Origin of the sequence: Pseudomonas sp. 43mfcvi1.1 (assembly GCF_900115935.1) — a bacterium.
GTDB lineage: Bacteria > Pseudomonadota > Gammaproteobacteria > Pseudomonadales > Pseudomonadaceae > Aquipseudomonas > Aquipseudomonas bijieensis.
This window is the reverse complement of record NZ_UETT01000007.1, coordinates 1-23,614: the sequence shown is the minus strand read 5'-3', so window position 1 is coordinate 23,614 and position 23,614 is coordinate 1. Positions and strand designations below refer to the sequence as shown.

The following is a 23,614-nucleotide window of genomic DNA, read 5'->3' as shown; positions in this document are numbered from 1 at the left end:
ATGAGCACGAGAAATAAAGAACTTGCCGAACTTTAATTGATGCTCTACCCCACCCTGTTTCCTCCAGGGTCGATAGATAGCCTCGCACCAATTAATGCCCGTTGCCTTTTGAATGCGCCCTGAAGGTTGAAGACCTTCGAAAAAGTTATACCGCACCACGACTTCTTCCTTGATATGGAAATCAGCGTTCAATTATCAAGACTTAAACACTGATTAGAAGATACAGATTGAGGGCAAAAACCAGTTCAGATGTTGGCCGACAAACCGTCTCAGTCTTTGAGCGAACCGGGGCAGGCAATTCAGGGCGCGAAATGGCGAGCTACGAACGCAGCCCCGCCAGGCAGGAACTGCCGTAAGAAAGGATGGGGATCAGGACGGCAGCGCAAGAGCCGAGGTGATGACTCTTGCGCAAGACAGGGGGTTCAGGCCGGGTCGACGACCTGAAGGGCAACGCGCTCACGGCAAGGGCACTCGCCCATGTAACGGTGAGCCTCGACGAACTCGGAGAACGGGAAGACCCGAGTCTTGAGTGGCAACAGCACGCGATCGGCGGTCAATTGATTGATATCCCGCAGTGCTCGTTGCAAAGCCACATGGTCCTGGAGGATGCCCAGTTCCGGCTTGCCGGTGAAATTGCCGATGCAGTGTACAAAGAACTGAATGTTCTTCTGGAACGCCGCGCAGGCTGGGAACGGTGTCTGGTTGCCGCCCTGCAAGCCATACAGCACCAGGCTGCCACGAGGCGCCAATACATCGCCGAGCAGCGACATCTGCGGCCCGCCGAGGCCGTCGAAGACTACATCGACGCCGCGGTTGTCAGTGAGCTTGTTGATTTGCATCAGCAAGTCCTGTTCTTCGGTAACGATGACCTTCTCGGCGCCCAGCGACAACAGGTACTCCCGTTCGTCAGCCGTCTTGGTGGCCGCGATCACCCGCACACCCAGGGCCTTGCCCAGTTGTACGAAGGAAGGACCGGCGCAATGACTGGCATCGGTCACCAGGGCGAATTGCCCCGGCTTGACCCGCGCCAAGTCCATGTAGGCGAAGTACGCAATCAGCAGCGGCGTGTAATGCACGGCAGCTTCGATGGGGCTGAGCACGTCGGGATAACGGGTCAGGGCGGTGCGTGGCAGCACGATGACTTCACCGTACACCGGATAATCGTTCGGGCTCTCGGCAGGGAAGCTGGCGACCTTGTCGCCCACGGCCAGATCATCGACACCATCGCCGACAGCCGTGACTACCCCGGCCATCTCATGGCCCAGGCCCGAAGGCAGGCGTGCCTGGGAAGATGCCAGGTTCTGGCGCCACAAGGTGTCGTACCAACTGATGCCGATCGCTTCGACGCGGACCTGCACTTCTCCTGGCGCAGGAAGAGCCGCCGCATGCTCTTCGCATTTGAGCACCTCGGCACCACCAAACTTGTGAAAACGGATCGTGCGGGACATCGCAAACCTCGTCAAAGTAACCTCTAATGCCATGAACTCTATCCGGGCTTTGTACCCAAGACCATCAGTGGCTATTAATAGTCGACATGCCTGTCATTGATTCCGCAGTAAGAAAAACCAACCAATCCTGTAGGACTTAACCTAAGAAAACGCAATTAGCCGGTGCAGAGTACCAGCCTTTCCCCGTAAGATTCATGCCGGCCATTGTTCCCATATGGCCGCTCACGTCAAGCTTGCCGAATCTGCCAGGACCCCAGATGAATCGTAATGACCTGCGGCGTGTCGATCTGAACCTGTTGATCGTGTTCGAAACATTGATGCATGAACGCAGCGTGACCCGCGCGGCCGAGAAGCTGTTCTTGGGCCAACCGGCCATCAGCGCCGCGCTGTCGCGCCTGCGCAGCCTGTTCGATGACCCGTTGTTCGTGCGCACCGGCCGCAGCATGGAGCCTTCGGCCCGGGCAGTCGAGATCTTCGCCCTGCTCTCCCCAGCCCTGGATTCGATTTCCACGGCAGTCAGCCGCGCGGCGGAATTCGACCCGGCCACCAGCACCTCGGTATTTCGCATTGGACTGTCGGACGATGCCGAATTCGCCCTGCTGCCCATGCTGCTCAAGCGCCTGCGGGCTGAAGCGCCCGGCATTGTGCTGGTGGTGCGCCGGGTCAACTACATTTTGATGCCAAGCTTGCTGGCCTCCGGTGAAATTTCCATCGGCGTCAGCTACACCGACGACCTGCCGGCCAACGCCAAGCGCAAGGTCTTGCGCCGCAGCTTGCCCAAAGTATTGCGGGCCGACACCGCGCCGGGCCGACTGACCCTGGACGAATTCTGCGCTCGCCCCCACGCCCTGGTCTCCTTCGCAGGGGACTTGAGCGGCTTCATCGACGAAGAACTGGCGAAACTCGACCGCAAGCGCCATGTGGTGTTGGCCGTACCGCAGTTCAACGGCCTGAGCACCCTGCTGTCGGGCACCGACATCGTCGCCACCGTGCCCGACTACACCGCCGACGCGCTGACCGCCGCCGGCGGCGTCCGCGCCGAAGACCCGCCCATACCGGTGCGCAGCTTCGAACTGCACATGGCCTGGCGCGGATCCCAGGACAATGACCCGGGGGAACGCTGGTTGCGCTCGCGGATTCAGATGTTTTTTGGCGACCCTGAGAGTCTTTAGGCGTCGTCGGGTGGGCTGTTCGGCTGATCATTTCTGCCTTTCCAGAAACCATGGAGCTCCATTCACTTCCAGTGGATTGCGCCATTGGGGGCACATCTGAGGGCATGCTTTAGATGGTTTGAAAAGGATGCCCCCAACCTAAGGTGTAACATTCCCCCGTGTCGAAAAAATCACAAGCCGCTGTTCCCAAACCGCCGTCAAGCGCTCTCCGATCCACTTCGATCAATGGCTGAATGTCCAACAAAGTCAAAACCCGGCGGATCAATTCGAAATACTCCTTTGCGATTTCCAGAATGTTCCGAAGCCCGAGAACCCCGGTCGATTTTTTCAATGGAATATGTATTGGCCGGACGGCTACATCTCTGCGACTGAAACTGCTTGAACGAAAATATCAATCGGCCCTATTTCTGAAGGGCGTACGCAGGGTTCGTGGACGTTCAACTCGAACCTACCAAGCTATCGAAGCTGCGAGTGTAGGTTCAGGTCTGACGTATATACCGGAAGAGCTAGCACGGCCTTACATCGAGAACGGTAACCTGCAAGTCGTGCTCAATGACTGGGCGCCGAGCGTTCCTGGGCTTCATATCTTCTACGCAAACCACCGCCAATCTTCGCCCGCACTGTCGCTGATCGTTGGGGCACTGCGCTTGCGGCGTTGAACAAACGTGCCGGTGCCTTGCGTTCCTGAGCGTAAAACTGATGTGCTCAGCGTCACTCTCTTACAGACCACACACTCATGAAGAATCGGTCATCGACCCCGCGAGTGCTGAGTTGAACTGGTTCGGTTTCGACTGAGACTCTGGACAGAATCGTCGACTGGATTGTCTTCATGTACTTCTGAAAATGTGCAGACGCCATACGGCTTCGATATGCCGCCTCATCTGCATAGATCTCGAAGAAGTGCAGCCAATTTGGGTGTTCTTTTTCCGCCACCGAGTAATAGCCCGCAGGTCCGGTTCCTGTCCACGCGGGGCCTTGGCCTGGATTACTGAGCGCTGCTCACGGATTCATTCTGAAAACGCCAGTTATCAGCTGCAACCTAGTGCCATAGGCTCCCACACTGAACACCGGCTTCAGCAACACCTACTGCGAATGGAGACGTTGATGAACACTAAAACCCCCACCGCAACGGGAGCTGGGATAGAACTCTCCCGACGACAAGTGCTGATAGGTACCGCAGGTACTGCGGTCACGGCCGTATTAGCGAAGGTCGATGATGCCCAAGCGACTGCCAACACGAAATCAGCAGCGCAGAGCCCACCAGGCAGTCATGTGACGTTTACCCTCAACGAGCGGCGAGTTGCCTTGGATGTCGACAACCGCAGCACGCTCCTGGACGTCCTTCGAGAAAGGCTGCATTTAACCGGCACCAAGAAGGGTTGTGACCACGGCCAGTGCGGTGCCTGTACGGTGATCGTAGAAGGTCGACGAATAAACGCGTGCCTCACGCTTGCGGTCATGCATGAAGGTGACAGCATCACCACCATTGAAGGGCTCGGTACGCCGGACAACCTGCACCCTCTGCAAGCGGCATTCATCAAGCACGACGGCTACCAATGCGGTTACTGCACGCCTGGGCAGATTTGCTCGGCAGTCGCGATGCTTGAAGAGATAAAGGCCGGCATACCCAGCCACGTCACCAGCGATTTGATCGCCAGTAGCACCGTCACAGCCACTGAAATTCGCGAGCGCATGAGTGGAAATATCTGCCGTTGCGGGGCGTACTCCAACATCGTCGATGCCATTCAAGAGATAGCCGGAGATGAGGCATGAAATCCTTTACTTACGAACGAGCCACCTCTTTGCAGCAAGCAGTTAATGCCGTTGCCAATAACCCGGGCGCCCGATTCATCGCCGGCGGTACTAATTTGCTCGACTTGATGAAACTGGAAATAGAAATCCCCCAGCACCTGATAGATGTAAACGGACTGGCGCTCGATGAAATCACCCCGACTGAGGACGGCGGGCTAAGGATCGGCGCCATGGTGCGTAACACTGACTTGGCTGCTGCGCCTCAGGTGCGTCGAGACTATGCCGTACTATCCAAGGCGCTGCTCGCGGGAGCGTCAGGGCAATTGCGCAACAAAGCCACAACGGCAGGCAATCTATTGCAACGCACCCGGTGCGCCTACTTTTACGATACCAATCAGCCTTGCAATAAGCGGCGTCCGGGTGCCGGCTGCTCTGCAATCGGTGGCGCCAGTCGGCAACAAGCGATCGTCGGGGTCAGCGATGCCTGCATTGCAAGCCATCCCAGTGACATGGCTGTGGCGATGCGAGCATTGGGCGCAAGGGTAGAAACACTCAACTCGGACGGCCAAGTTAGAACGATTGATCTCGCCGACCTTTACAGCGCACCGGGGACCACCCCACATATCGAGAACATCCTGAACAACGGCGAACTGATTACTGCCGTGACGCTGCCTAAACCTTTAGGGGGCGAGCATATCTACTACAAGGTTCGTGACCGCACCTCCTACGCGTTTGCGCTGGTTTCTGTCGCGGCGATCATACTGCCAGACCGGACGGGGCAACTCGCCCTGGGAGGCGTGGCGTACAAGCCTTGGCGAAGTGAAGAGGCCGAAGCTTATCTGCCTGATGGCGCGAAGGCCGTAGCCACACATTTGCTGGCTGCCGCTAATCCTACCGCGCAGAACGCCTTCAAGATCAAACTGGCGGAACGGACAATTGGCCTTGCGCTTTCCACCGCATCTTCCTAAGCGACATCACCGACATTGCACGGCTGCGGTCGATTGACCAGGAGTAAGCCTCATGAAGTTTGATACGCCTGCGAGCACCAATCCCATTGATCAAATGAAGGTGATTGGTCAACCCAAAGATCGAGTTGAAGGCAAACTGAAAACAACCGGCACGGCGACCTATGCTTACGAACAACAGGCCGCTGTCAGTCCCCCCGCCTACGGCTATGTCGTGGGTTCAGCAATCGGCAAAGGTCGAATTTCCTCAATTGATTCGAGCGAAGCACGCCAAGCCAGTGGCGTGATTACAATCGTCACCTATGAGAATGCGGGTCGACTGGACAAGGGCGAATTTTACGTTGACCGCGCACTTGCCGGCCCAAAGATCGATCACTATCACCAGGCCGTAGCCATTGTCGTCGCACAGACGTTTGAACAAGCCAGGGCTGCTTCGACTCTGCTTCGGGTCTACTACGTAAGAGAGCCTGGGGCCTACGACCTCGCCGCACAGAGAGCGTCAGCCAAGACACCCGCGCCGGGTGCGTTCGGCCCTCCTCCCCACACCGCGATCGGGGATTTCGAAGGCGCGTTCAAGCAGGCAGCCGTCACCCTCGACGGCCATTACACTACCCCGGATCATGCCCACGCGATGATGGAGCCTCATGCCACCATCGCTCAGTGGCAGGGAGACAAACTGACGCTATGGACATCCATTCAGCAGATGAACTGGGGTGTCAGAGACCTCGCTAAAACGCTAGGCATCTCCAAAGACAACATTCACCTGATCTCACCCTACATCGGCGGCGGCTTTGGTGGAAAAGGCACCATCCTGTGCGACGCCGTATTGGCGTCTCTTGCCGCTAGAGCGGCCGGGCGCCCGGTGAAAGTAGCACTCCCCCGCCCGCTCATGTTTAACAACCTGACCCATAGACCCGCGACGATTCAAAGAATCCGGCTCGGTGCAAATCCGGACGGCACACTCACTGCCGTCGGCCACGAGAGCTGGTCTGGCAATCTGCGCGGTGGTCGCACTGAAGCGGCCACCGCATCGACCCGAACCTTGTATGCGGGCGCAAACCGCATGACACGCTTGTATCTCGCCGAACTCGACCTTGCCGAAGGTAGCGCCATGCGCGCGCCGGGTGAAGCTCCAGGCATGATGGCACTGGAAATTGCCATGGACGAAATAGCTGAGAAACTGGGGATTGATCCTGTGAAGTTTCGCGTCATCAACGACACTCAGGTAGACCCGGAGCAGCCTGATCGCCGGTTCTCTCAGCGCCAGTTAGTCGAATGCCTGCATACGGGAGCCGATCATTTTGGCTGGGCTCGGCGTAGTACCCAACCGGCTAAAGAACTACATGACGGTTGGTGGGTCGGGCTGGGGATGGCGTCGGCGATTCGAGGCGCACCCACGACAAAGTCCGCTGCGCGCGTGCGACTTGATCGCAAAGGCATGGTCACCGTCGAAACCGACATGACCGATATTGGCACCGGTTCTTACACAATCATTGCTCAAACGGCTGCGGAAATGATGGGCGTGGACATGGACAAGGTGAACGTCTACCTGGGCGACTCAAGATTTCCGGAGTCATCGGGTTCAGGCGGCCAATGGGGCGCAGCCTCATCCACGGCGGGCGTCTATGCTGCTTGTGTGAAACTTAGAGAAGCGGTCGCAACCAAGTTAGGCCTCGATCCGACAAAAGCCGAATTTATCGATGGTCACGTCCGTGAAGGGTCGAAAAACCTACCATTGGCACAAGCGACAAGAGACGGCGACTTGCAGGCCGAAGACGTCATGGAGTTTGGCGACTTGGCTAAGCAGTATGCCCAACAAACCTTTGGCGCTCACTTCGTAGAGGTTGGTGTAAACGCGGCCACAGGAGAAATTCGCATTCGTCGCCAGTTGGCAGTGTGCGCAGCAGGCAGAATACTCAACCCCAAAACAGCACGTAGTCAGATCATCGGGGGAATGACCATGGGCGCGGGTGCAGCACTTATGGAAGAAATGATTGTGGATCACCGCTTGGGCTATTTTGTTAATCACGATCTGGCTGGCTACGAAGTACCGGTGCATGCCGACATCCCCCACCAGGAGGTTATTTTCCTGGATGAAGTTGACTCCTATGCGACTCCGCTGAAGGCTAAAGGTGTAGGCGAACTCGGTATTTCAGGAGCGGCAGCGGCGATTGCCAACGCTGTTTATAACGCTACCGGCATAAGGGTTCGTGATTACCCCATTACGCTCGACAAGTTGATTGACCACTTGCCCGCTGTGGGCTGACCTTACCGCTTTTGCTTCGGAGTCATCAATGCAACTGAGCCGCACGAACCTGGCAGATATTGTTTATTTCCTTGCCATCGCTCGGCATCAAAGCTTCAGAAAGGCGGGGCTGGACGTGGGCATCAGCGCGTCTGCGCTGAGCCATGCCATGAAAGGTCTGGAGACACGGCTTGGCGTTCGACTGCTCAATCGCACCACCCGAAGCGTGACACTCACAGCAGCTGGTGAGGAGCTGCAAAGCCTCATCAGCACCCCGGTCAATGATATCGGACAGGCGCTGGAGACCCTGAACCGGCTACGCGATGAGCCAGCCGGGCGTATCCGCCTGAACGTGTTGAGCGATGGCGCAAAACTGCTGCTCGGCCCCGTTCTTCCGGTTTTCATTGATCGCTATCCGGACATCGAGGTTGACCTCACCGTGACTAACCGAATGGTCGATATTATCGGCGACGGCCACGATGCAGGGATTCGTTTCGGCGGGACGGTGCCCGAAGACATGATCGCTCAACGACTCTCTCCCGATGTGGCATGGGCCGTCGTTGGCGCGCCTGATTACCTTGAGCGATTCGGCACCCCGCTACATCCGGAAGAGCTGTACCAACATCGTTGTTTACGCGTGCGTCTGGGGAATGCACGCATTTACCACTGGCAATTCTCGAAGGAGGATCAACAGATGGAGATAGACGCGCCGGGCGCCATCACTATCGATGAGACCCGCGTTGGTGTGGCGATGGCAATGCGCGGCGCCGGCTTGATGTATGTTCCTGCGAAGGTCGTCGAACGACAGATCACGGAAGGCTCCCTGCGGCGAGTCCTTGAGGACTGGGCTCACCATGACCCAGGCTTTCACATCTACTACTCAAGCTTCAGACAAGTTCCCGTAGGCATTCGCCTACTGATTGACCTCATCCGCGAACTCGAACCCATGGGGCCACTCCCCTAGCGACTCAGCTCGCCTGGCGCTTGGTGAACACATCGCTAAATACCGGCACGGCTGAGAAGGCGTTAGGCCATCCAGCATAGAACGCCAGATGTGAAAGCAATTCGCAAGCCTCGGTCTGCGTCAGGCCATTGTCCATCGCACGATTAAGGTGGTAACCGATCTGCGCAACCTGACCGTTTGCAACTAACGTCGTAACAGTAATCAGGCTACGGTCTCTGGGCGCAAGACCCGGACGCAGCCAGAGATCGTTGAATAACGCACTGGTGGTGAATTTCACTAACCCTGGCGAAACCGGGCCAACAGATTTGTCGACAGCTGCAACGCGTGCGTCTTCGGCAGCCTGATCGATAGGCAATAGCACGGGCGACACCGGCGCCAGTTGGTCAGAGGCTATGCCATGCTTGCTAAACACCTCTTTGGCAATCGGCGCTGCTCCAGCGGCGTTACCCCAACCCGAATAAAATGCGAGATGGTTGATAGTTTCGGACAACTCCAAAGGCGTCACCCCGTTCTTCAACGCCAGATCCAGGTATGCCGCCAGCTCAGTTGTCTGACCTCGCGCAATCAGCACGGCGACCGTTGCCAGGCTCCGGTCACGGGGAGACAACTCTGGGCGCTTCCAGACCTCACCGAGCAATAATGTGCCAGCGTTGTGAGCCATTACCGGTGATGCGGCGTGTATATCGGCTGAATTTGACATGTGCGAAATTTCCTTAGTCCGCGCCCCCTCGGGGGTGGCGCATGCAGACAAGCACAGCGCTAAGCCTGCTGCTGCAAATGTTCGAATAATCATAATGAAGCGCCGTACTGGGCTTCGGTAACTGGCTCAAGCCACTCGACATTTTTGCCGTCAAGCGTCTCTTGAATGGCCATGTGAGTCACGCCGGTCGTGCTCGTTGCGCCATGCCAATACTTGACGCCAGGCGGCGTCCATATCACGTCTCCAGGCTTGATGACCTGTTTATCAGCGCCCTCTTGTTGAACCCATCCGGTACCCATTGTGACCACCAACATTTGTCCCAACGGGTGGGTATGCCACATCGATCGCGCACCCGGTTGAAAGGTCACATACCCTGCCGAGACTTTCGACGGTGCCCGTGGGGCGAAGAGAGGGTCAATTCGTGCATGCCCCACAAAATTAGCTGGCGGCCCGATTAGGGATGCCTGCTCACCATTTCTCACGATCGTCATGGATTGCTCGGAGGGGGCATCAGCAGCGCAGGCGTTAAATGCGATGGTGGCCAGCAGGGCGACTGCAGGCATGGCTGCTCTTGGGCGCATCGGTAGCTCCTTGCTCAATGAATAGAGTTGCGAACAACCTAATTGATGTCTCTACGTTCAACTACCGGCTGTTTGGTTTATGCACCGATGAGCAGCCCTCAACAATAGGCCGGTGTGCGCTCAGCGCTGGGCTTGCGCAAACGTCGGCTGGCGCGAGCGATGGTCCGAGACCTCGCGGGATCGCCCGGGGACCGCTTCCATACTCCCACCATTGTCGTGAAGGCGGTGGCCGAGGCACTCAAGCGTTCCCGGCCCGCGTATTTTGCAGCCCGGTTGTTCGCTTCAAAGACGCAGCAGACGTTCGGCATTACCGTGAGCGATGAGTGCTTTCTCCGCATCGCTAATTGGGAGTGCGTCGATGAAGGCTCGCGCGCCATCCAGGCTTTGGTAGGGATAGTCGATGGAGTGCAGGATGCGCTCAGACCCCATCAACGAATGAACAAACTGAAAGTGCGGCAGCGTCAGCATGCCACTGGGGGTGACGTACACATGCTCACGATAAGTCTGCACGATGGGTCGTTTCAGGCCAGAGGCCTCCTGCGGAATGGAGTCTTCCAAACGCTGCAGGTAGAACGGCACCATTTCCCCCCAGTGTCCGCTGATGACCTGCAGATTTGGATAACGGTCAAACACACCTGCAAGCAATAAACGCACGACGTGAATACCGGCTTCGTTGTGCCAACCCCAAGCGAACATCGACAGGCGAGCGGTTAGTTCGCGATCAAATCCACCGTAGTAAGGGGCCTGCACCGCCGGCAGCGGCAGGCCGGGATGGACGAACAGCGGCACCTGCATTTCATCGAGCGCTGCCAGGATCGGTGCATAGCGCGGATCGTCCAGAAACGTTTCGCCAGGACGGCCGTTGATAAGTGCTCCTTTGAGGCCCAGCTCCTTTACTGCCCGCTCCAATTCCCGTGCAGCTGCTTCCGGCGCCTGCCACGGCAGGGTTGCAAAGCCGGCGAAACGTTCTGGATGGGCTTGGGCAGCCTCGGCCAGCCTGTCGTTGGCAGCTCGATTCAGTTCGACGGCTTCTTGCGCAGGCAACAACTGGGGGAACCCACCATAGGAAAGCACCTGCATGCCAATTCCCGCCGCGTCCATGTCCGCCAAACGTGCGGCGCCCATCTCCAGTGCCTTTCTTGCCGACTCGCTGGCCGCAACCACATGCGGACGACTGTCATCCGTGACATTGCAACCGTCGGTTACGCGACTACCCCAATCAGGAAGATAAGGAGCCTGCGCCAGTGCGCGCATTTGCGTAGCTTTACCAATGGCAGAATCGAGTACATGTTCTTCGACACAGATCAGTTTCATGATGACTTCCTGGGTTCCGAAAAGTGATCGCCCTTCACGAGCGCTCTCTGTCGCCTTCAAAGCGTGCCCGTTGCCAACGTCGGCAAATGGTTGTGAACGGCCAATCAAACCGATAAAGTTCTAGCCGTCGAAAGAGTGCTGGCCGGATGGTAGCCCGGTCGCTGTTCCACGGAACGGCAACTCCTCCCCATGGGGTATCCGCGACACCTAGCCCGGCTTGCCGGTTGCGAAGGTGTGCCCGCGGATACCTCATTAATCGTCGGCACACCTTCTCTATCAACACGGAAGGAAAGACGATGAAACTTACAGACAACACCATTCTCATTACTGGCGGCGCAACAGGCATCGGCTTGGCGCTGGCAAAACGCTTTTCCAGCGAAGGCAATAAGGTCATCATCTGCGGCCGTAGCGAGACCGCCTTGCGGCAGGCCAAGGACGCGGTGCCGGCCTTGGTTACGCACGTCTGCGACGTGGCCGACGCGGTCAGTCGCCGTGCATTGGTTCAGTGGTTGAAGACCCACCATCCGACCCTGAACGTCCTTATCAACAATGCCGGCATCCAGGCACATCGCGACTTCACCACCGATCCCGCAACGGACAGCTTGGATCAAGAAGTGGCGATCAATTTCACTGCGCCCATCCACTTGATTGCTGACTTGTTGCCTACGCTCAGGCTGCAAGCCCAAGCCTATGTGATTAACGTCAGTTCGGGCTTGGCCTTCTCGCCCATGGCTGACGTGCCGGTCTACTGCGCGACCAAGGCCGCGATTCACTCCTTCACGCTCAGTCTGCGGCATCAACTCAAGACGACCGGCATCCGAGTGATCGAGATCGCCCCGCCGATCGTCGATACCGGACTGGGTGGCGGCGCCCGCAGCGAAGGCACCGTCAATCACATGATGGTCACCCCCGACGACTTCGCCAAGGAGACGCTTGAGCAACTTGCCGAAGGCAAGGATGAAGTGTTGATCGGTGTTTCGGCCAAGACACGCGAGCTTGGAGAAGCCATGTTCGAAAGAATGAACAGCCTCGGCTGATTCGAACCCAAGCGGGCCCTGAATGATCGTGGCTGCATGCTGCCTCCATATCGGAGCCAGAATCGTGCCAGCCCCGATGACAAAATCGGCAGACGAACCACTTCCGTCCCTCCGTCAGGTCGTCGCCTTCAACTGGGCGACGACCGCTTTGCCCACGCCACGCGCTGAGGCTGGGTTTTGGCCGGTCACCAGGTGCCCATCGGTTACCACTTGCTCTGACCAGTTAGGGGCTGGCTGATGCAGTGCGCCGCGCGCCTTTAACGTGCTCGCCAGCAAATACGGCACAACCGTGGTGTACTGGACCTCGGCCTCTTCCTCATCCGTGAAGGATGCGAGCTTCTTGCCGGCGACGAGATAGCTGCCGTCCGACAATGTCGCATTCACCAGCGCGGCCGGGCCGTGGCAAACGGCCGAGACGATGCCGCCGGCCTCCCATATCTCGCGAATGACCTTCTGCACAGCCGCGCTGTCCGCAAAGTCCCACATCGTGCCATGGCCGCCGACGAAGAAGACCGCCGAGTAGCGCGAGGGGTCGAGATCGCTGAGCACCAGGGAATGAGCCAGTGCGTCTCGGAAGCCCTTGTCCTTCCAGTAGTGGTCGTTGGTTGAATCGGACAAGTCAAAGAAGTCGATCGGCGGATGACCTCCTCGGATGGAAGCGATCTCCACCGCAATCCCAGCTGCCTCGAAGACTTCCAGCGGATGGGTCAGCTCAACCATGGCGAAACCGGTGGGTTCGCCACTGTCGCCGCGGATCGGATGGCTGGTGACCACGCACAGGATGGGTTTGATCGTGCTTGTCATGTTTTTACTTCCTCAGGACTTTATCGTGGCCATATCGATGACGAAGCGGTACTTCACATCGCTTTTCAACATGCGCTCGTAGGCTTCGTTAATCTTCTGGATGGGAATGATCTCGACGTCCGAGACAATGCCGTGCTCTCCACAGAAATCCAGCATCTCCTGTCCGAATCCGGCCGCTCCACTTGCGCAGCGCGGTCGATCCCATCGGTGCCTCCTGTTGTTGGTCTCAGGCGTTGCCAGCAGCGAACAGCGCTTCCCAGTTGGTGAAGGGACCAAGCGGGATAACCTCCCAATCAATGAGGCCTGCCTTGGCGAGCGGGAACTCGGCCAATGCTGCCTTGGCGACTTCGACAGATTCGGCTTCGGCGATGATCGCGACACCGGGACGATCCTGCCGGAAATAGATATCCCGGATAATGTCGCCCTTGTACATCTGCCAGGTGTGGCGGACTTCGTCCGCCATATGTGGTGCATATTTTTCCATCGTGGCGCCGGGCTGCGGGACGTCGAGGCAAAGCAATTTCATGGTCTTGCTCCTGGATTGGATTTGAGGCGAAATGGCTTATACAGAATTGAATCGACGGGCAGTCTGGGCGACCCGTTTGCCTAGATAAGAGGCGGTATCGAGATCACTGCGAATCGGCGTGAGATCGGCGCCTTGGTCGTTGTTCGACTGCGTCATGGCGCCGAGCCAACTTCCATGACGATTGAGATCGTTTTCGCTACCGGTGCTACTGCTGTTACCCGGCATCATGTCCAGACCAAGCCAGATCATGCCGTGCTGAGCGGCGAACAGCGCCATGGAGACCAGCGAATTCAGCTTGTCGCCGTGCTGCGCGCCAGAATTGGTGAAACCGGCAGCGAGCTTGTCGCGCCACTTGAGTTCGATCCACGCGGCCTTCGTGGAGTCCTCAAAGAACTGCTTGAAGCGAGCGCTGATCATGCCGTTATAAGTCGGTGAGCCGAAGATAATCGCGTCGCTCTTCTCTAGCCGCTCCCAGTCGATCGGACCATCCGCCACGGCGATCAGCCGGACGTCGGCACCGTCGACCGATCTGGCGCCTTCAGCAACTGCCTCGGCCACACGTGCGGTATGACCATAACCACTGTCATACACAATTGAGATCAACTTCATATAACTCCCCCCTGTTCTTTGGCCATACGTGAGATCCATAGGCAGGTAGTTCTTTTGGTGTGAACCACAACGTTGCAAAAGCACAGAGAGACACCGTGTGCTGCTGTGCTACTTTAAAGTAGAATATTAATCAGCATTGGAGGTAATAGTTATCGTCAGTGCGTCCTTTAATTCTACAATCCAAGGGAGCTAGCCGTGCGGGATAGATTCGATGGTGTGCAGCTGTTCGTGGAAGTCGTCGACGCCGGTGGTTTTGCGAAAGCCGGTGAACGGGTTTCCTTGACGCGCTCGGCGGTCGGCAAGGCGATTGCACGTCTAGAGGAGCGACTTGGCGTTCAGCTGTTTCAGCGGACCACGAGAACTCAGTGTCTGACCGAGGACGGCCAGCAGTACTATGAGCGCTGCCTACGTGCGATCGATGAGTTGCGCGCGGGTGAGACCATGCTGGAGAACGGCCGGCGGGAGGTCGTCGGCAAGTTGCGAGTCACGCTTCCTGTTTTGTTCGGGCGCTATCGTGTCGCGCCCATTTTGCGGTCATATGCGCGCCAACATCCCAACCTAGAGCTGGAGCTCAATTTCAGCGACCGCCAGGTTGACTTGATCGCCGAGGGTTTTGACCTCGCAGTGCGCAACGGTCGGCTAGGCAATGGCTCGACCCTGCGTGCGCGCCAGTTAGTCAGTCAACGAAAGGTGCTGTGCGCCTCGCAGGCTTATCTTGAACGACGGGGCGAGCCACACACGTTAGCCGATCTGACTGACCATGACCTACTTCCATACTGGCGCAACGATCACGGTTTGGCGTGGAAGCTTCCCGACGCAAAAGGTGCGCTGGTTGACGTTAATGTCACTTCACGCCTGCGCTTCGACGACTTGGAGGTGATTGCGGATGCCGCCGCCGAGGGCATGGGCCTGGCTTGGCTTCCTTACTGGCTGATCCGGGATCGGATGCAGCAGGGCTCGCTCGTAGAGATATGGGGAGATCGGCCTAGAGCAGCCATGGAGTGCTATGTGGTCTGGCCTGCTGCCCAATATCAGCCGCTTCGATCTCGACTTGCTATCGACGTGCTTGTATGCGAGTTGGAGAAATACCCGCAAGACTGAAAGCACCCTCGATGATTGAAAGGTAAGTCATGCGCCGCTGCATCAGACCCCATTGACCCAAGGAGATATCACATGACAAAAAACAGAAACCGACTCCTGTCGGCGCTATTTTGCGCTGGTGTGGCATTTAGCCTCGGAGCAGGTACGGTGCAGGCACAAGAGACACCCGCGACCGTCGTACGCATTGCCGAATTGGTGATCGATCCGGCACAGCTTGAAGCCTACAAGGTGGCCGTCAGGGAAGAAATGGAAGAATCCATCCGCGTTGAACCTGGCGTGCTCGCCATCTATTCAGTCGCGGAAAAGGGAAAGCCCAACAGTCTTCGTTTTTTCGAGATATACGCTAGCGAGGAAGCCTATCGAGCACACATCGAATCCCCGCACTTCAAGAAATATGTAGCGATCACACAGCCCATGATCTTGTCGCGCAAGCTGATTGAAACACAACCCGTCCAACTCAGCGCCAAAGCGCCACAGCCTGACTGACGACCAACGCCACCTCAATCTTGCGAAGGAGCATGACCAATGAAGCTGAATAACACCGCATTTTATATGGCCGTCGCGACTGTAATCTTGACCCTTGGCGCGCCCATTGCCCAAGCTCAGACACCGCCTCCCCAGGCTCAGCAGGCTAAAGGAAGCGCCCCTGCCTACTACATTGCCGAATTCGAACTGACCGACCCGGAGGGAATCAAGCCATACCGGGATCAGGTGGATGCCACGTTTGAGCGCTACAGCGGACGATACATAGTGCGTGCCCCCGGAGTCAGCCCGCTCGAAGGCAGTCCACCGAGTCATCGGTTGATCATCATCGAGTTCGATAGCCTTGAGCAGGCTCGTGCCTGGTACAACTCACCTGAGTACGCCAAGATCCGGCCCTTCCGGCAGCGATCAGGCCATACCAATGCCTATATCGTCGAAGGCGAGCCGAAGTAGAAAGGGATAACCATGAGCGTGTGGATCAGAGGGGCTTGGAAGACCTGCCATGATCATGTTGATAGCGATCCGTTGGAGCAAATAAACCATGGCCATCGAAAATGATGTTCCAATCCTGCGAATCTTCGAGTTCGTGCTCGATCCACACGACATACCACCGTTTCTCGAAGCAGGCAGGATAAATATTGAGACGTCGTTACGGAGCGAGCCGGGTGTTTTCTCAATGTATTGCGCCGTTGATACAGACGACCCGACCAGGCTCTATGTGGTGGAGGTTTATCGGGATCAGGCGGCTTATCAGGCACACGTGGAATCTGCACATTTCAAGACGTTCCTTCGAGCAAGCGAGGGCAAGGTCATTTCGCGACAGATCATACAAACCTCTCCAGCGGTTCTAGGGGCCAAGAGCTTCGATTGGTGTGTCCAGTAAAATAGATCAGGTATCGAGCCCAATAATGGCTCAAGACCTTACAGATATTTATCACCATCAGTGGGCCGCCCTCTGCCATGGAAGCTCCACGTTTCCATAGGGGGCCGCGTCAACGACCTTCGCGGTCAAGCCCCCTCCTACACAGGCGCTTTCCGATGACACATCACCGCATCGGTCAGTTGGATCAGTTGCTGCATCAAATACACCGAGCCGCATTCGATGATATCGGGCGGGCTGGGCAGTGCCAGGTCCTGCAACGCCAAGTGAAAGCTGATACGCGCCGGGCGGGGTTGCGGCTGCAGAATCCACGGCCAGTCACGTACCGGTTCCGCCAGTGATCGCGCCGGCCTGCTCGACCCCGACTCCCCCCGTGCTTGCGTAAATGAGCGTGATACACCGGTAACTTGCTGCGCTGGTGATGTCGGGTTAATTGGCGCTTGGCTTTCGAGGATCTTGGGAAGCTCAAAGTGCGAGCACGTCGTTTGCCAGCCTTGGCAAAACCATCGGCTTCAACTACCTCAACGAACAATTGCACACCATCGAAATCGGCGACAGCTCAGCACAGGCGAACTAAGTAGAAAGCTGATCGAATGGTGACAAAAACTGACCGCCTTGCTCTGTAGATTCCACTCGGTGACTACCCCAGTCGTATGCCGGAGTTTGGAGACGCATCATGAAACGCATTCAGTACAGCAGATATGGCGGGCCAGAGGTTATGCAGGTTCAAGACTTTGAGCTTCCTACCCCAGGCGAAGGTGAGGTCGGTGTCAGTGTCAAGTTTTCAGCGATCAATCCAATTGACTGGAAGCTGCGGACTGGGCAAATGAAGATCGTTACCGGTCGGAAATTCCCTCGCACGATGGGAATGGATTTCTCTGGCAGGGTTATATCGATCGGCGCCGGCGTCACGCGATTCAAGGTCGGGGACCCGGTGTTTGGACTTGCTCGATTTAAAGAAAGCGGAGCGTTTGGCCATGCTGTTATCACAAAAGAGGCGTTTTTAGCCCATAAGCCGGATGATGTGTCATTCGAGCACGCCGCCTGCCTGGGCACCCCAGGTATAACTGCCTGGAACGGGCTTATAGACAAGGCCAAGCTGCGAGCCGGCCAGCATGTCTTCGTCAATGGATGTGCCGGAGCCGTAGGCGAAGCCGCTGTACAAATAGCTCTGATTCATGGGGCCGTCGTCTCGGGCAGTTGCAGTGACAGGGACATGCAGCGAGCAAAGTCGCTGGGTGTGCAGACTGTTTATGATTATCGGAACATGCAGCTATCGAGTATTGCCACTCGATTCGACGTGGTTTACGACACCGCGGCAACGCTGCCGATATCTAAAGGCGTTGCGACGCTAAAATCGGGAGGCGTGTTTCTTGATCTAAACCCCGGCCTAGGTAAGTTTGTCCGCGCTTTTTTTGATCGCAGACTCAAAATGATCATAGGCTCACCGCGCGCCGAGATATTGGATAAGCTTGCCAAGGCTGCCAGTGAGAGGCGCTACAACGTCCGAGTTGCGGAAACCGTTTCGATGTCCGAGTCGATTCGGCTTATCACTGAGCTTGAGAAAGGCCGTAAGCTCGGCGGTAAAGGTGTCATCGCGATGGAGTAGACATGGCCAGGAGTCACCGTTTGTTTGAGCTAATGCAAGTGCTGCGCCGACATCGTAGAACGGTGTCGGGCCAGACACTTGCGCGGGAGTTGGGCGTTTCATTACGCACCATACGTCGCGATGTGGTGACCTTGCAGGGGATGGGCGCCGACATCGAGGGCGAGCCTGGCTTAGGTTATATTTTGAAACCTGGTTTTCTGTTACCCCCGCTTGCATTTACAGAAGAAGAAATACAGGCACTTGTAGTCGGTGCCCAGTGGGTCAGTCGTCAGACAGACGATAAATTTGCCCTCGCAGTAAAGAATGCGTTGGCCAAAATCAATGCCGTGTTGCCTCTGGATATGCGTCACACCTTTGACGACGAAACGTTCTACGTGGGCGCCCACTCCAACCTTTCCACTTCAATCGACCTGAGTGAAGTCCGATTCGCATTGCGTGATCAGCGCAAACTGCTTATCACCTTGTCGATATCCCACGCACCTGCAGATAAACAAATTATCTGGCCGATCATGCTGGGCTTCATAGACGCAAAGCGCTTCCTGTCGGCGTGGTGTGAAGCGGACAATCGGTTCCGCGTGATTGCTATGGATGACATTGCAAAACTGGAAGTGCTTGCCGAGCGCTACAGTCGTAACCGGCGCCAGCTTATTAAGGAATGGCGGGCTCATGAGGTCTTGCCTTGTAACGGCTCTGGCGAGGTGTGCTGATCGGAGGAATAAAAGACGTCGGATGTTGCCAGGCATTTTTGCGCTGGGTTAGGTTCGGATAGGGCACCGATACGCCACAAAGGTCGCACAGAGCGCAGTTTCCGGATGAGTCAGTAAGCGGCCAGTAAGATGAAGCAGCGGAGGATAGCGGAGTTTGCAGCTTGGCGATTCGTAAGTCTCCATTCACTGTAGCCAACTGCCCATTTGATCATTGTTTCGCATTGAGTAACGTTAAGATGTCTAGCCTGTGCGCTCTATTGAAAAGCCTGCCCGTTCCGGACCGTTCTGCGAAAATCAATTCGCGGGTCGGCTATATGTGCCTGTTCCTATGAGTCGTATTCTTTTGGTCGAAGACCACGAGCGCTTGGCACATCTTATTTGCAAAGGCTTAACGACCTCTGGAATTGCCGTTGATGTCATTAGCCGCGTCGATAATGCGTGGGCGGCCCTCCAGCAGGTTCCTTATCAGGCGCTGGTACTTGATCGAGGTTTGCCGGACGGGGATGGGCTGATTTTGCTGCGGCGCTTGCGTGACGCGGGAATGGGGCTTCCCTGCCTTGTCCTGACGGCAAGAGATGCGCTGCACGACCGGGTTGAGGGGCTGGACGCTGGCGCCGATGATTATCTACCCAAGCCATTCGCGATGGACGAAATGGTGGCTCGAGTGCGGGCACTTCTGCGTCGACCTGCCGAACACCGCCCCTTAGCGCCTTCCCATGGCGAACTCAGTGTGCAACCTGATACCGGCATGATGTGCAATGCCGATGCAAGCATCGCCCTGGCGCCTGCGGAAATGCAGATCATGTTGCTGTTACTTCGCAAGCCGGGAGAGCTCGTCCGTCGTAATGCAATTGAGGCTGCCGCATGGGGGCTAGGTGACGCAGTGACACCGAATGCTCTGGATGTGGCGCTCCATCGAATTCGCCGCAAACTAATATCCATCGGCTGCCCTCAACGAATTGTTAATTTGCGAGGTTTTGGATATGCGTTACGCCAATGCGATGTGGCGCCATAGTATTAGCTTTAAAATGCTGCTTGCCTACGTCGCTGGGGTGCTGCTGAGTATCCTCCTGATCGCGTCAGCGGCACTCGCTCTAATCGTTTCAGAAAGCGATGTTTTTCTGACCGCGGATGTGGCCGAGCGTAGCCATGAGTTGGCGAACAAACTTCAGTTTGATAGTGCTGGCACGCCTATCGGATTCGATAGCAGCCAGGATAATCGAATCTGGAGCTATAAAAGCCTGGGCCAGGAAATCGGCTATCGAGTGCTGGATTCCGCTGCGAATGTCAGATTGACGTCCACTGAGGATAAATTCTGGCCTTCTAACATAGTAATTACCCGATCAGAGAGCGGAGCATTCAACTTCGAGCGTGAAGGCCTGTTGATGTACGCTGCAACGTCCTCTGTCGAGCATGACGGCAGAACCTGGTACTTGCAGTTTGCGGCCAGTAAGAGGTTGATGGAGCTGCTCCATGTCGGGTTCGCCTGGCCGTTCATGGGGGCTGGCATTGTCCTCTTCAGCCTGGTATTGCTTTTTGTATTCGGCGGCTGCGCATACGTTACGCTGGGCTACACGCTTAAACCTTTACGTGAGGTATCGGAGTCTGCGGCCGCAATTTCCCCTCGGTCTCTGCATTCCAGATTAGCGGTAAAAACTGTGCCATCCGAAATTGCACCGCTGGTGGCCAGCTTTAACCATACGCTTGAGCGCTTAGAGCATGGGTACCGTGTACAACAGGATTTTCTGGCAACAGCTGCACACGAACTGAAAACGCCGCTGGCACTGATACGCGCACAAATCGAATTGATGGAGCAGAGCGAAGGTCGCAGTTCACTACTCAGCGATGTCGCCCACATGACGCGGCAGGTTCAACAACTGTTGCTTTTGGCCGAAGCCAGTGAGGTACAAAATTACAGCCTTGCAGCCGTTAATACCCTGGACGTTGCAAACGAAGCCATCTTTTATCTGCGACGAATGGCCGACGCAGCGGGCGTCCGCCTCATTCTGGTAAACAGTACTGCTGCGCTGTGCTTATGGCAGGCCGACCGCAGCGCCCTTTTTACGCTACTGAAAAACCTGCTTGAGAATGCTATCCAGCATGCCCCGCGGGGCACTGAAGTCCATGTAACGCTTGATGAAAACTCCCTGACTGTACGTGATTGGGGCGCTGGTGTGGGGCCAGAGCAGCTATCGCAGGTATTTGCTCGTTTCTGGCGCGGCTCTCATCGACGCGACCATGGCGCCGGATTAGGCCTGACTATTTGCCAAGAGATCGCGCGGGCGCACCGATGGACACTTTCTGCCCGAAGAGCGGAGCCTGGCCTGATCTTTTGCTTGTGTCGATCGGAAAGCTGATCAGCTAGATCGAAGGAGGCCGGATCAGCTTTCCGGGTACCTCAGCGATTCAGTTGCCTCTGCGTGATACTGTAGATCGTAGTACTTTCCAGAATAACTTAGAGTCTTTTGCGGTTTTCCATACTCACTGCGTAATGCGAGAACAGTCTCAATTCCCGAAATATCTAATTTAGCACGTGGATCAAGTCCGTCTTGCTGGACCAACAGCATTTCATAAGTTTGGCCGACCATGGTTTCTGATAAGTTCGGCATATTTTTACTCAGGATCGCTATTGCTTCAGCCTTGTTTGTTGGGTTACGGAGCCACTCGATAGCCTGCATATACGCACGAATGTAGCCGACTAACTCAACGTGATTGTGTTTCGCCCAATCGCGGCGCGCGGCACCGACCGATGCTTGATAGTGACCCAGTACATCTTCCACATTGGCAAGAACATTGAAGCCCTTTTGTTGAGCGGCCGCATGTAATGGCGAGATAAGAAGCGTGCCAGCATATTTATTCTCAACTAACGTTTGGTAACGCTGACGCAACCCACCCACGCTGACAAACTCGACATCCGCCGCCCCTAGACCGCCCTCCTTCAGTAACTCACGGAGCACGAATGAGTAGCCTGTGGTTTGAGCATCCACTGAGAGTTGTTTACCTTTGAGGTCGGCGTATTTTTTTATCTCCGGCGAGGTCACTAGCCGGAGGAAGCCTTTGTTGCTGGCGCCCATGAAGGCGAATAAATCCGGGTTCCGCTGCGTACGGGCTTCACCTTGCCCTTCTGTATAGGCAATAACATTGTCGATGCCAGTCATCGCGATGTCGAAATCTCCTTCAATGAGTCCGGCAAGCTGAAATTTCGAATCCGGGGTTGGGGTCAGTGAAACGGTTATTCCGCTGCGGCTAAAATAGCCGAGTTCTTGGGCTACCCAAATAGGCCAATCATGAGGAGATGGAAACGACACAACGGATATTGGGGTCATTTTTCGATCTCCTGCAGGTAGCGCATTTTTGGTTAAATCAGAGACCTGAGTGCATCTCTTTGCCCGTTGCTCCTCAACCAGCAGAGCTACCCTTTTATCAGCCTCATTCTCTACACTTGCTGCGTTGAAGTAACGCACGCCAATAGCGATGGGAATGATGACCTTCCAAGAACCGCGCTTCGCTTGAACTGCATTCTCACGTGTAGCGCGTGCCTGATCTAATTGATTGACGATTGCAGGACAATCCAGCGAAGAAAACACAGACTCCGACATTTCGCTTCTTGGGATGTTCGCGCAACCCGTTACAACTAGCGCAAGTGAAAACAACAAGAGTAGTTTGGACATTAGCCTTCCTTTTTAAGCCGAAGCGTGTCACTTCCGACCGGAGAGGTGAGGAGTGAGCTGAATTTCATCAACTTGACGAGGTACTCGCGGTGACCTCGGTTGGGATGAGATGCAACTTTAGGACGAGGCGCCTTACCAGATACTTACGGAGCATGTGCTCTAGACAACTCTCATTGAGAGTTCTTTATCAAAAGCCAAAAGTGTCGAGCGTTCCAGCTACAGGCTTCGATACAATCATCAGCCTGCGCGGGAATTTAAAGAGCGCCCTCAGCGCGACTCGGAGGGGCGTATATGAATGTGGTTCGACTCAGCCTAGCCGATTTGTCGCGGGATCATTGTCGGACGTGCATTTCGAGATAAAGGTTCTTCGCAGGCTGGATGTGAGCTTTGGACAAGCTAACGAGCGAATCCCGATCTTGTCTTTCCAATGCGTCGATCATTGCTTCGTGCTGGGGTAGTCACCCTACCCTGACTTCCGATAAGCCTCAGCTTAGACAGCGAAGCTGAATGCGTCGCTTAAGAACATGCCTCACACACCGTTCACTTTACGGCAAAGGTATCCAGTCGCGGTGGCTGGATCACTGCCGGGGGGCAGGCACGTAATTGCTCGGGCATCGCATATGGCTGGGGGCAAATGTGGGGGCATCGCGAGATTTTTTCGAGCTGACAACACCACTCTAGAGCCAAGTCAAAATGTTTTTTGGCGACCCTGTGTAGTGGTCAACTAATCCCGGACACGACGTTAAGTTTTTCCTCGGCCCGAGCTGGTGCCAACCCACCATTGAATTGGTGAGGCCGAATCCAGTTGTACCGATGCATCAAGAAGTGGCTGATATCGCGCTTGGCTTCTTGAGTCGTTCTGTAGCCCGTGGTCGGTATCCATTCCGTTTTTAGGCTGCGGAACACGCGCTCCATTGGCGCGTTGTCCCAGCAATTTCCCCGGCGACTCATGCTCTGGTGCATGCGATAACGCCACAATCGCTGACGAAATAGCCGGCTTGCGTATTGCGACCCCTGATCCGAGTGAAACAGCAGACCCGAAGGCC

At 56.1% G+C, this 23,614-nt stretch carries 24 protein-coding genes and 2 pseudogenes; 15 read left to right on the top strand and 11 right to left on the bottom strand.

Translation table 11 applies throughout. The features are described 5' to 3' along the window. Positions 1–422: 422 nt before the first annotated feature. Positions 423–1,448: a zinc-dependent alcohol dehydrogenase family protein gene (locus DTP52_RS14960; RefSeq protein WP_109754040.1), complete on the bottom strand. Its 1,026-nt coding sequence runs from the start codon at positions 1,446–1,448 to the stop codon at positions 423–425. Between the two features lie 257 nt (positions 1,449–1,705). Here DTP52_RS14960 and DTP52_RS14955 point away from each other — a divergent pair, with 257 nt between their 5' ends. From DTP52_RS14955 to DTP52_RS14925, 6 genes are all read left to right on the top strand, one after another. Beyond that, complete coding sequence (locus DTP52_RS14955; RefSeq protein ID WP_109754039.1) at positions 1,706–2,620, top strand: LysR family transcriptional regulator; 915 nt, start codon at positions 1,706–1,708, stop codon at positions 2,618–2,620. Positions 2,621–2,853: 233 nt separating this feature from the next. Beyond that, positions 2,854–3,279: a LysR substrate-binding domain-containing protein gene (locus DTP52_RS31635; protein ID WP_109754038.1), complete on the top strand. Its 426-nt coding sequence runs from the start codon at positions 2,854–2,856 to the stop codon at positions 3,277–3,279. 445 nt (positions 3,280–3,724) lie between these two features. After that, a complete protein-coding gene (gene paoA / locus DTP52_RS14940; protein WP_109754037.1) occupies positions 3,725–4,393 on the top strand; it encodes an aldehyde dehydrogenase iron-sulfur subunit PaoA in 669 nt (222 codons plus the stop codon). Further along, the gene (locus tag DTP52_RS14935) at positions 4,390–5,340 is read left to right on the top strand and encodes a xanthine dehydrogenase family protein subunit M (RefSeq protein WP_109754036.1); all 951 of its coding nucleotides are present in this window, start codon (positions 4,390–4,392) and stop codon (positions 5,338–5,340) included. Before paoA ends, DTP52_RS14935 begins: the two co-directional genes overlap by 4 nt. A 52-nt stretch (positions 5,341–5,392) precedes the next feature. After that, on the top strand, positions 5,393–7,603 hold the full coding sequence (paoC, locus tag DTP52_RS14930; protein WP_109754035.1) for an aldehyde oxidoreductase molybdenum-binding subunit PaoC: 2,211 nt from the start codon (positions 5,393–5,395) through the stop codon (positions 7,601–7,603). A gap of 28 nt (positions 7,604–7,631) precedes the next feature. Continuing rightward, positions 7,632–8,546 (top strand): LysR family transcriptional regulator, encoded by a 915-nt coding sequence (locus tag DTP52_RS14925; protein WP_109754034.1) that lies wholly within the window; start codon positions 7,632–7,634, stop codon positions 8,544–8,546. 4 nt (positions 8,547–8,550) lie between these two features. On the opposite strand, the gene DTP52_RS14920 is transcribed toward DTP52_RS14925, so the two are convergent. The 3 genes from DTP52_RS14920 to DTP52_RS14910 all read right to left on the bottom strand — a co-directional run bounded on the left by DTP52_RS14920 (position 8,551) and on the right by DTP52_RS14910 (position 11,141). Then, the gene (locus DTP52_RS14920) at positions 8,551–9,339 is read right to left on the bottom strand and encodes a carboxymuconolactone decarboxylase family protein (RefSeq protein ID WP_109754033.1); all 789 of its coding nucleotides are present in this window, start codon (positions 9,337–9,339) and stop codon (positions 8,551–8,553) included. Then, positions 9,336–9,827: a cupin domain-containing protein gene (locus tag DTP52_RS14915; protein ID WP_178082487.1), complete on the bottom strand. Its 492-nt coding sequence runs from the start codon at positions 9,825–9,827 to the stop codon at positions 9,336–9,338. The genes DTP52_RS14920 and DTP52_RS14915 overlap by 4 nt, the downstream gene beginning before the upstream one ends. Positions 9,828–10,109: 282 nt before the next feature. After that, positions 10,110–11,141 carry an amidohydrolase family protein gene (locus tag DTP52_RS14910; RefSeq protein WP_109754032.1) on the bottom strand — a complete coding sequence of 344 codons (1,032 nt, stop codon included), beginning with the start codon at positions 11,139–11,141 and terminating at the stop codon, positions 10,110–10,112. A 296-nt stretch (positions 11,142–11,437) separates the two neighbouring features. Between DTP52_RS14910 and DTP52_RS14905 the strand changes: the two genes are divergently transcribed. Next, a complete protein-coding gene (locus DTP52_RS14905; protein ID WP_109754031.1) occupies positions 11,438–12,178 on the top strand; it encodes an SDR family oxidoreductase in 741 nt (246 codons plus the stop codon). A gap of 114 nt (positions 12,179–12,292) precedes the next feature. On the opposite strand, the gene DTP52_RS14900 is transcribed toward DTP52_RS14905, so the two are convergent. From DTP52_RS14900 to DTP52_RS14885, 4 genes and pseudogenes are all read right to left on the bottom strand, one after another. After that, entirely contained in the window at positions 12,293–12,982 is a 690-nt protein-coding gene (locus DTP52_RS14900) for a type 1 glutamine amidotransferase domain-containing protein (RefSeq protein ID WP_109754030.1), read from the bottom strand. 12 nt (positions 12,983–12,994) lie between these two features. Beyond that, positions 12,995–13,144 (bottom strand): annotated as a pseudogene (locus tag DTP52_RS14895) (NAD(P)-dependent alcohol dehydrogenase); the annotation flags it as partial. 64 nt (positions 13,145–13,208) lie between these two features. Continuing rightward, a complete protein-coding gene (locus tag DTP52_RS14890) occupies positions 13,209–13,508 on the bottom strand; it encodes a superoxide dismutase (RefSeq protein WP_109754029.1) in 300 nt (99 codons plus the stop codon). A gap of 36 nt (positions 13,509–13,544) precedes the next feature. Continuing rightward, positions 13,545–14,117: a flavodoxin family protein gene (locus tag DTP52_RS14885; protein ID WP_109754028.1), complete on the bottom strand. Its 573-nt coding sequence runs from the start codon at positions 14,115–14,117 to the stop codon at positions 13,545–13,547. A gap of 195 nt (positions 14,118–14,312) precedes the next feature. On the opposite strand from DTP52_RS14885, the gene DTP52_RS14880 reads away from it, so the two are divergent. The 4 genes from DTP52_RS14880 (at position 14,313) to DTP52_RS14865 (ending at position 16,584) form a co-directional block, all read left to right on the top strand. After that, the gene (locus tag DTP52_RS14880) at positions 14,313–15,218 is read left to right on the top strand and encodes a LysR family transcriptional regulator (RefSeq protein WP_109754027.1); all 906 of its coding nucleotides are present in this window, start codon (positions 14,313–14,315) and stop codon (positions 15,216–15,218) included. Positions 15,219–15,290: 72 nt separating this feature from the next. After that, positions 15,291–15,704, top strand: a complete 414-nt coding sequence (locus DTP52_RS14875; protein WP_109754026.1) for a putative quinol monooxygenase — start codon at positions 15,291–15,293, stop codon at positions 15,702–15,704. 39 nt (positions 15,705–15,743) lie between these two features. Beyond that, entirely contained in the window at positions 15,744–16,154 is a 411-nt protein-coding gene (locus DTP52_RS14870) for a DUF1330 domain-containing protein (protein WP_109754025.1), read from the top strand. A gap of 88 nt (positions 16,155–16,242) precedes the next feature. After that, positions 16,243–16,584, top strand: coding sequence for a putative quinol monooxygenase (locus DTP52_RS14865; protein WP_212802453.1), 342 nt, complete (start codon positions 16,243–16,245; stop codon positions 16,582–16,584). 161 nt (positions 16,585–16,745) lie between these two features. Here the strand turns inward: DTP52_RS14865 and DTP52_RS31350 are convergent. Then, positions 16,746–16,919 (bottom strand): annotated as a pseudogene (locus DTP52_RS31350) (LysR family transcriptional regulator); the annotation flags it as partial. A gap of 338 nt (positions 16,920–17,257) precedes the next feature. On the opposite strand from DTP52_RS31350, the gene DTP52_RS14855 reads away from it, so the two are divergent. The 4 genes from DTP52_RS14855 to DTP52_RS14840 all read left to right on the top strand — a co-directional run bounded on the left by DTP52_RS14855 (position 17,258) and on the right by DTP52_RS14840 (position 21,254). After that, positions 17,258–18,190, top strand: a complete 933-nt coding sequence (locus DTP52_RS14855) for an NAD(P)-dependent alcohol dehydrogenase (RefSeq protein WP_109754024.1) — start codon at positions 17,258–17,260, stop codon at positions 18,188–18,190. 2 nt (positions 18,191–18,192) lie between these two features. Continuing rightward, positions 18,193–18,897, top strand: coding sequence for a YafY family protein (locus tag DTP52_RS14850; protein WP_109754023.1), 705 nt, complete (start codon positions 18,193–18,195; stop codon positions 18,895–18,897). Positions 18,898–19,225: 328 nt separating this feature from the next. After that, the gene (locus DTP52_RS14845; RefSeq protein ID WP_109754022.1) at positions 19,226–19,912 is read left to right on the top strand and encodes a response regulator transcription factor; all 687 of its coding nucleotides are present in this window, start codon (positions 19,226–19,228) and stop codon (positions 19,910–19,912) included. After that, positions 19,881–21,254, top strand: coding sequence for a HAMP domain-containing sensor histidine kinase (locus DTP52_RS14840; RefSeq protein ID WP_109754021.1), 1,374 nt, complete (start codon positions 19,881–19,883; stop codon positions 21,252–21,254). Before DTP52_RS14845 ends, DTP52_RS14840 begins: the two co-directional genes overlap by 32 nt. Before the next feature lie 24 nt (positions 21,255–21,278). Here DTP52_RS14840 and DTP52_RS14835 read toward each other — a convergent pair whose 3' ends face one another. Further along, positions 21,279–22,568: an ABC transporter substrate-binding protein gene (locus tag DTP52_RS14835; RefSeq protein WP_109754020.1), complete on the bottom strand. Its 1,290-nt coding sequence runs from the start codon at positions 22,566–22,568 to the stop codon at positions 21,279–21,281. Positions 22,569–23,288: 720 nt separating this feature from the next. After that, a partial coding sequence (locus DTP52_RS14830) for an integrase core domain-containing protein (protein ID WP_146206859.1) occupies positions 23,289–23,614 on the bottom strand: 326 nt, incomplete at its 5' end.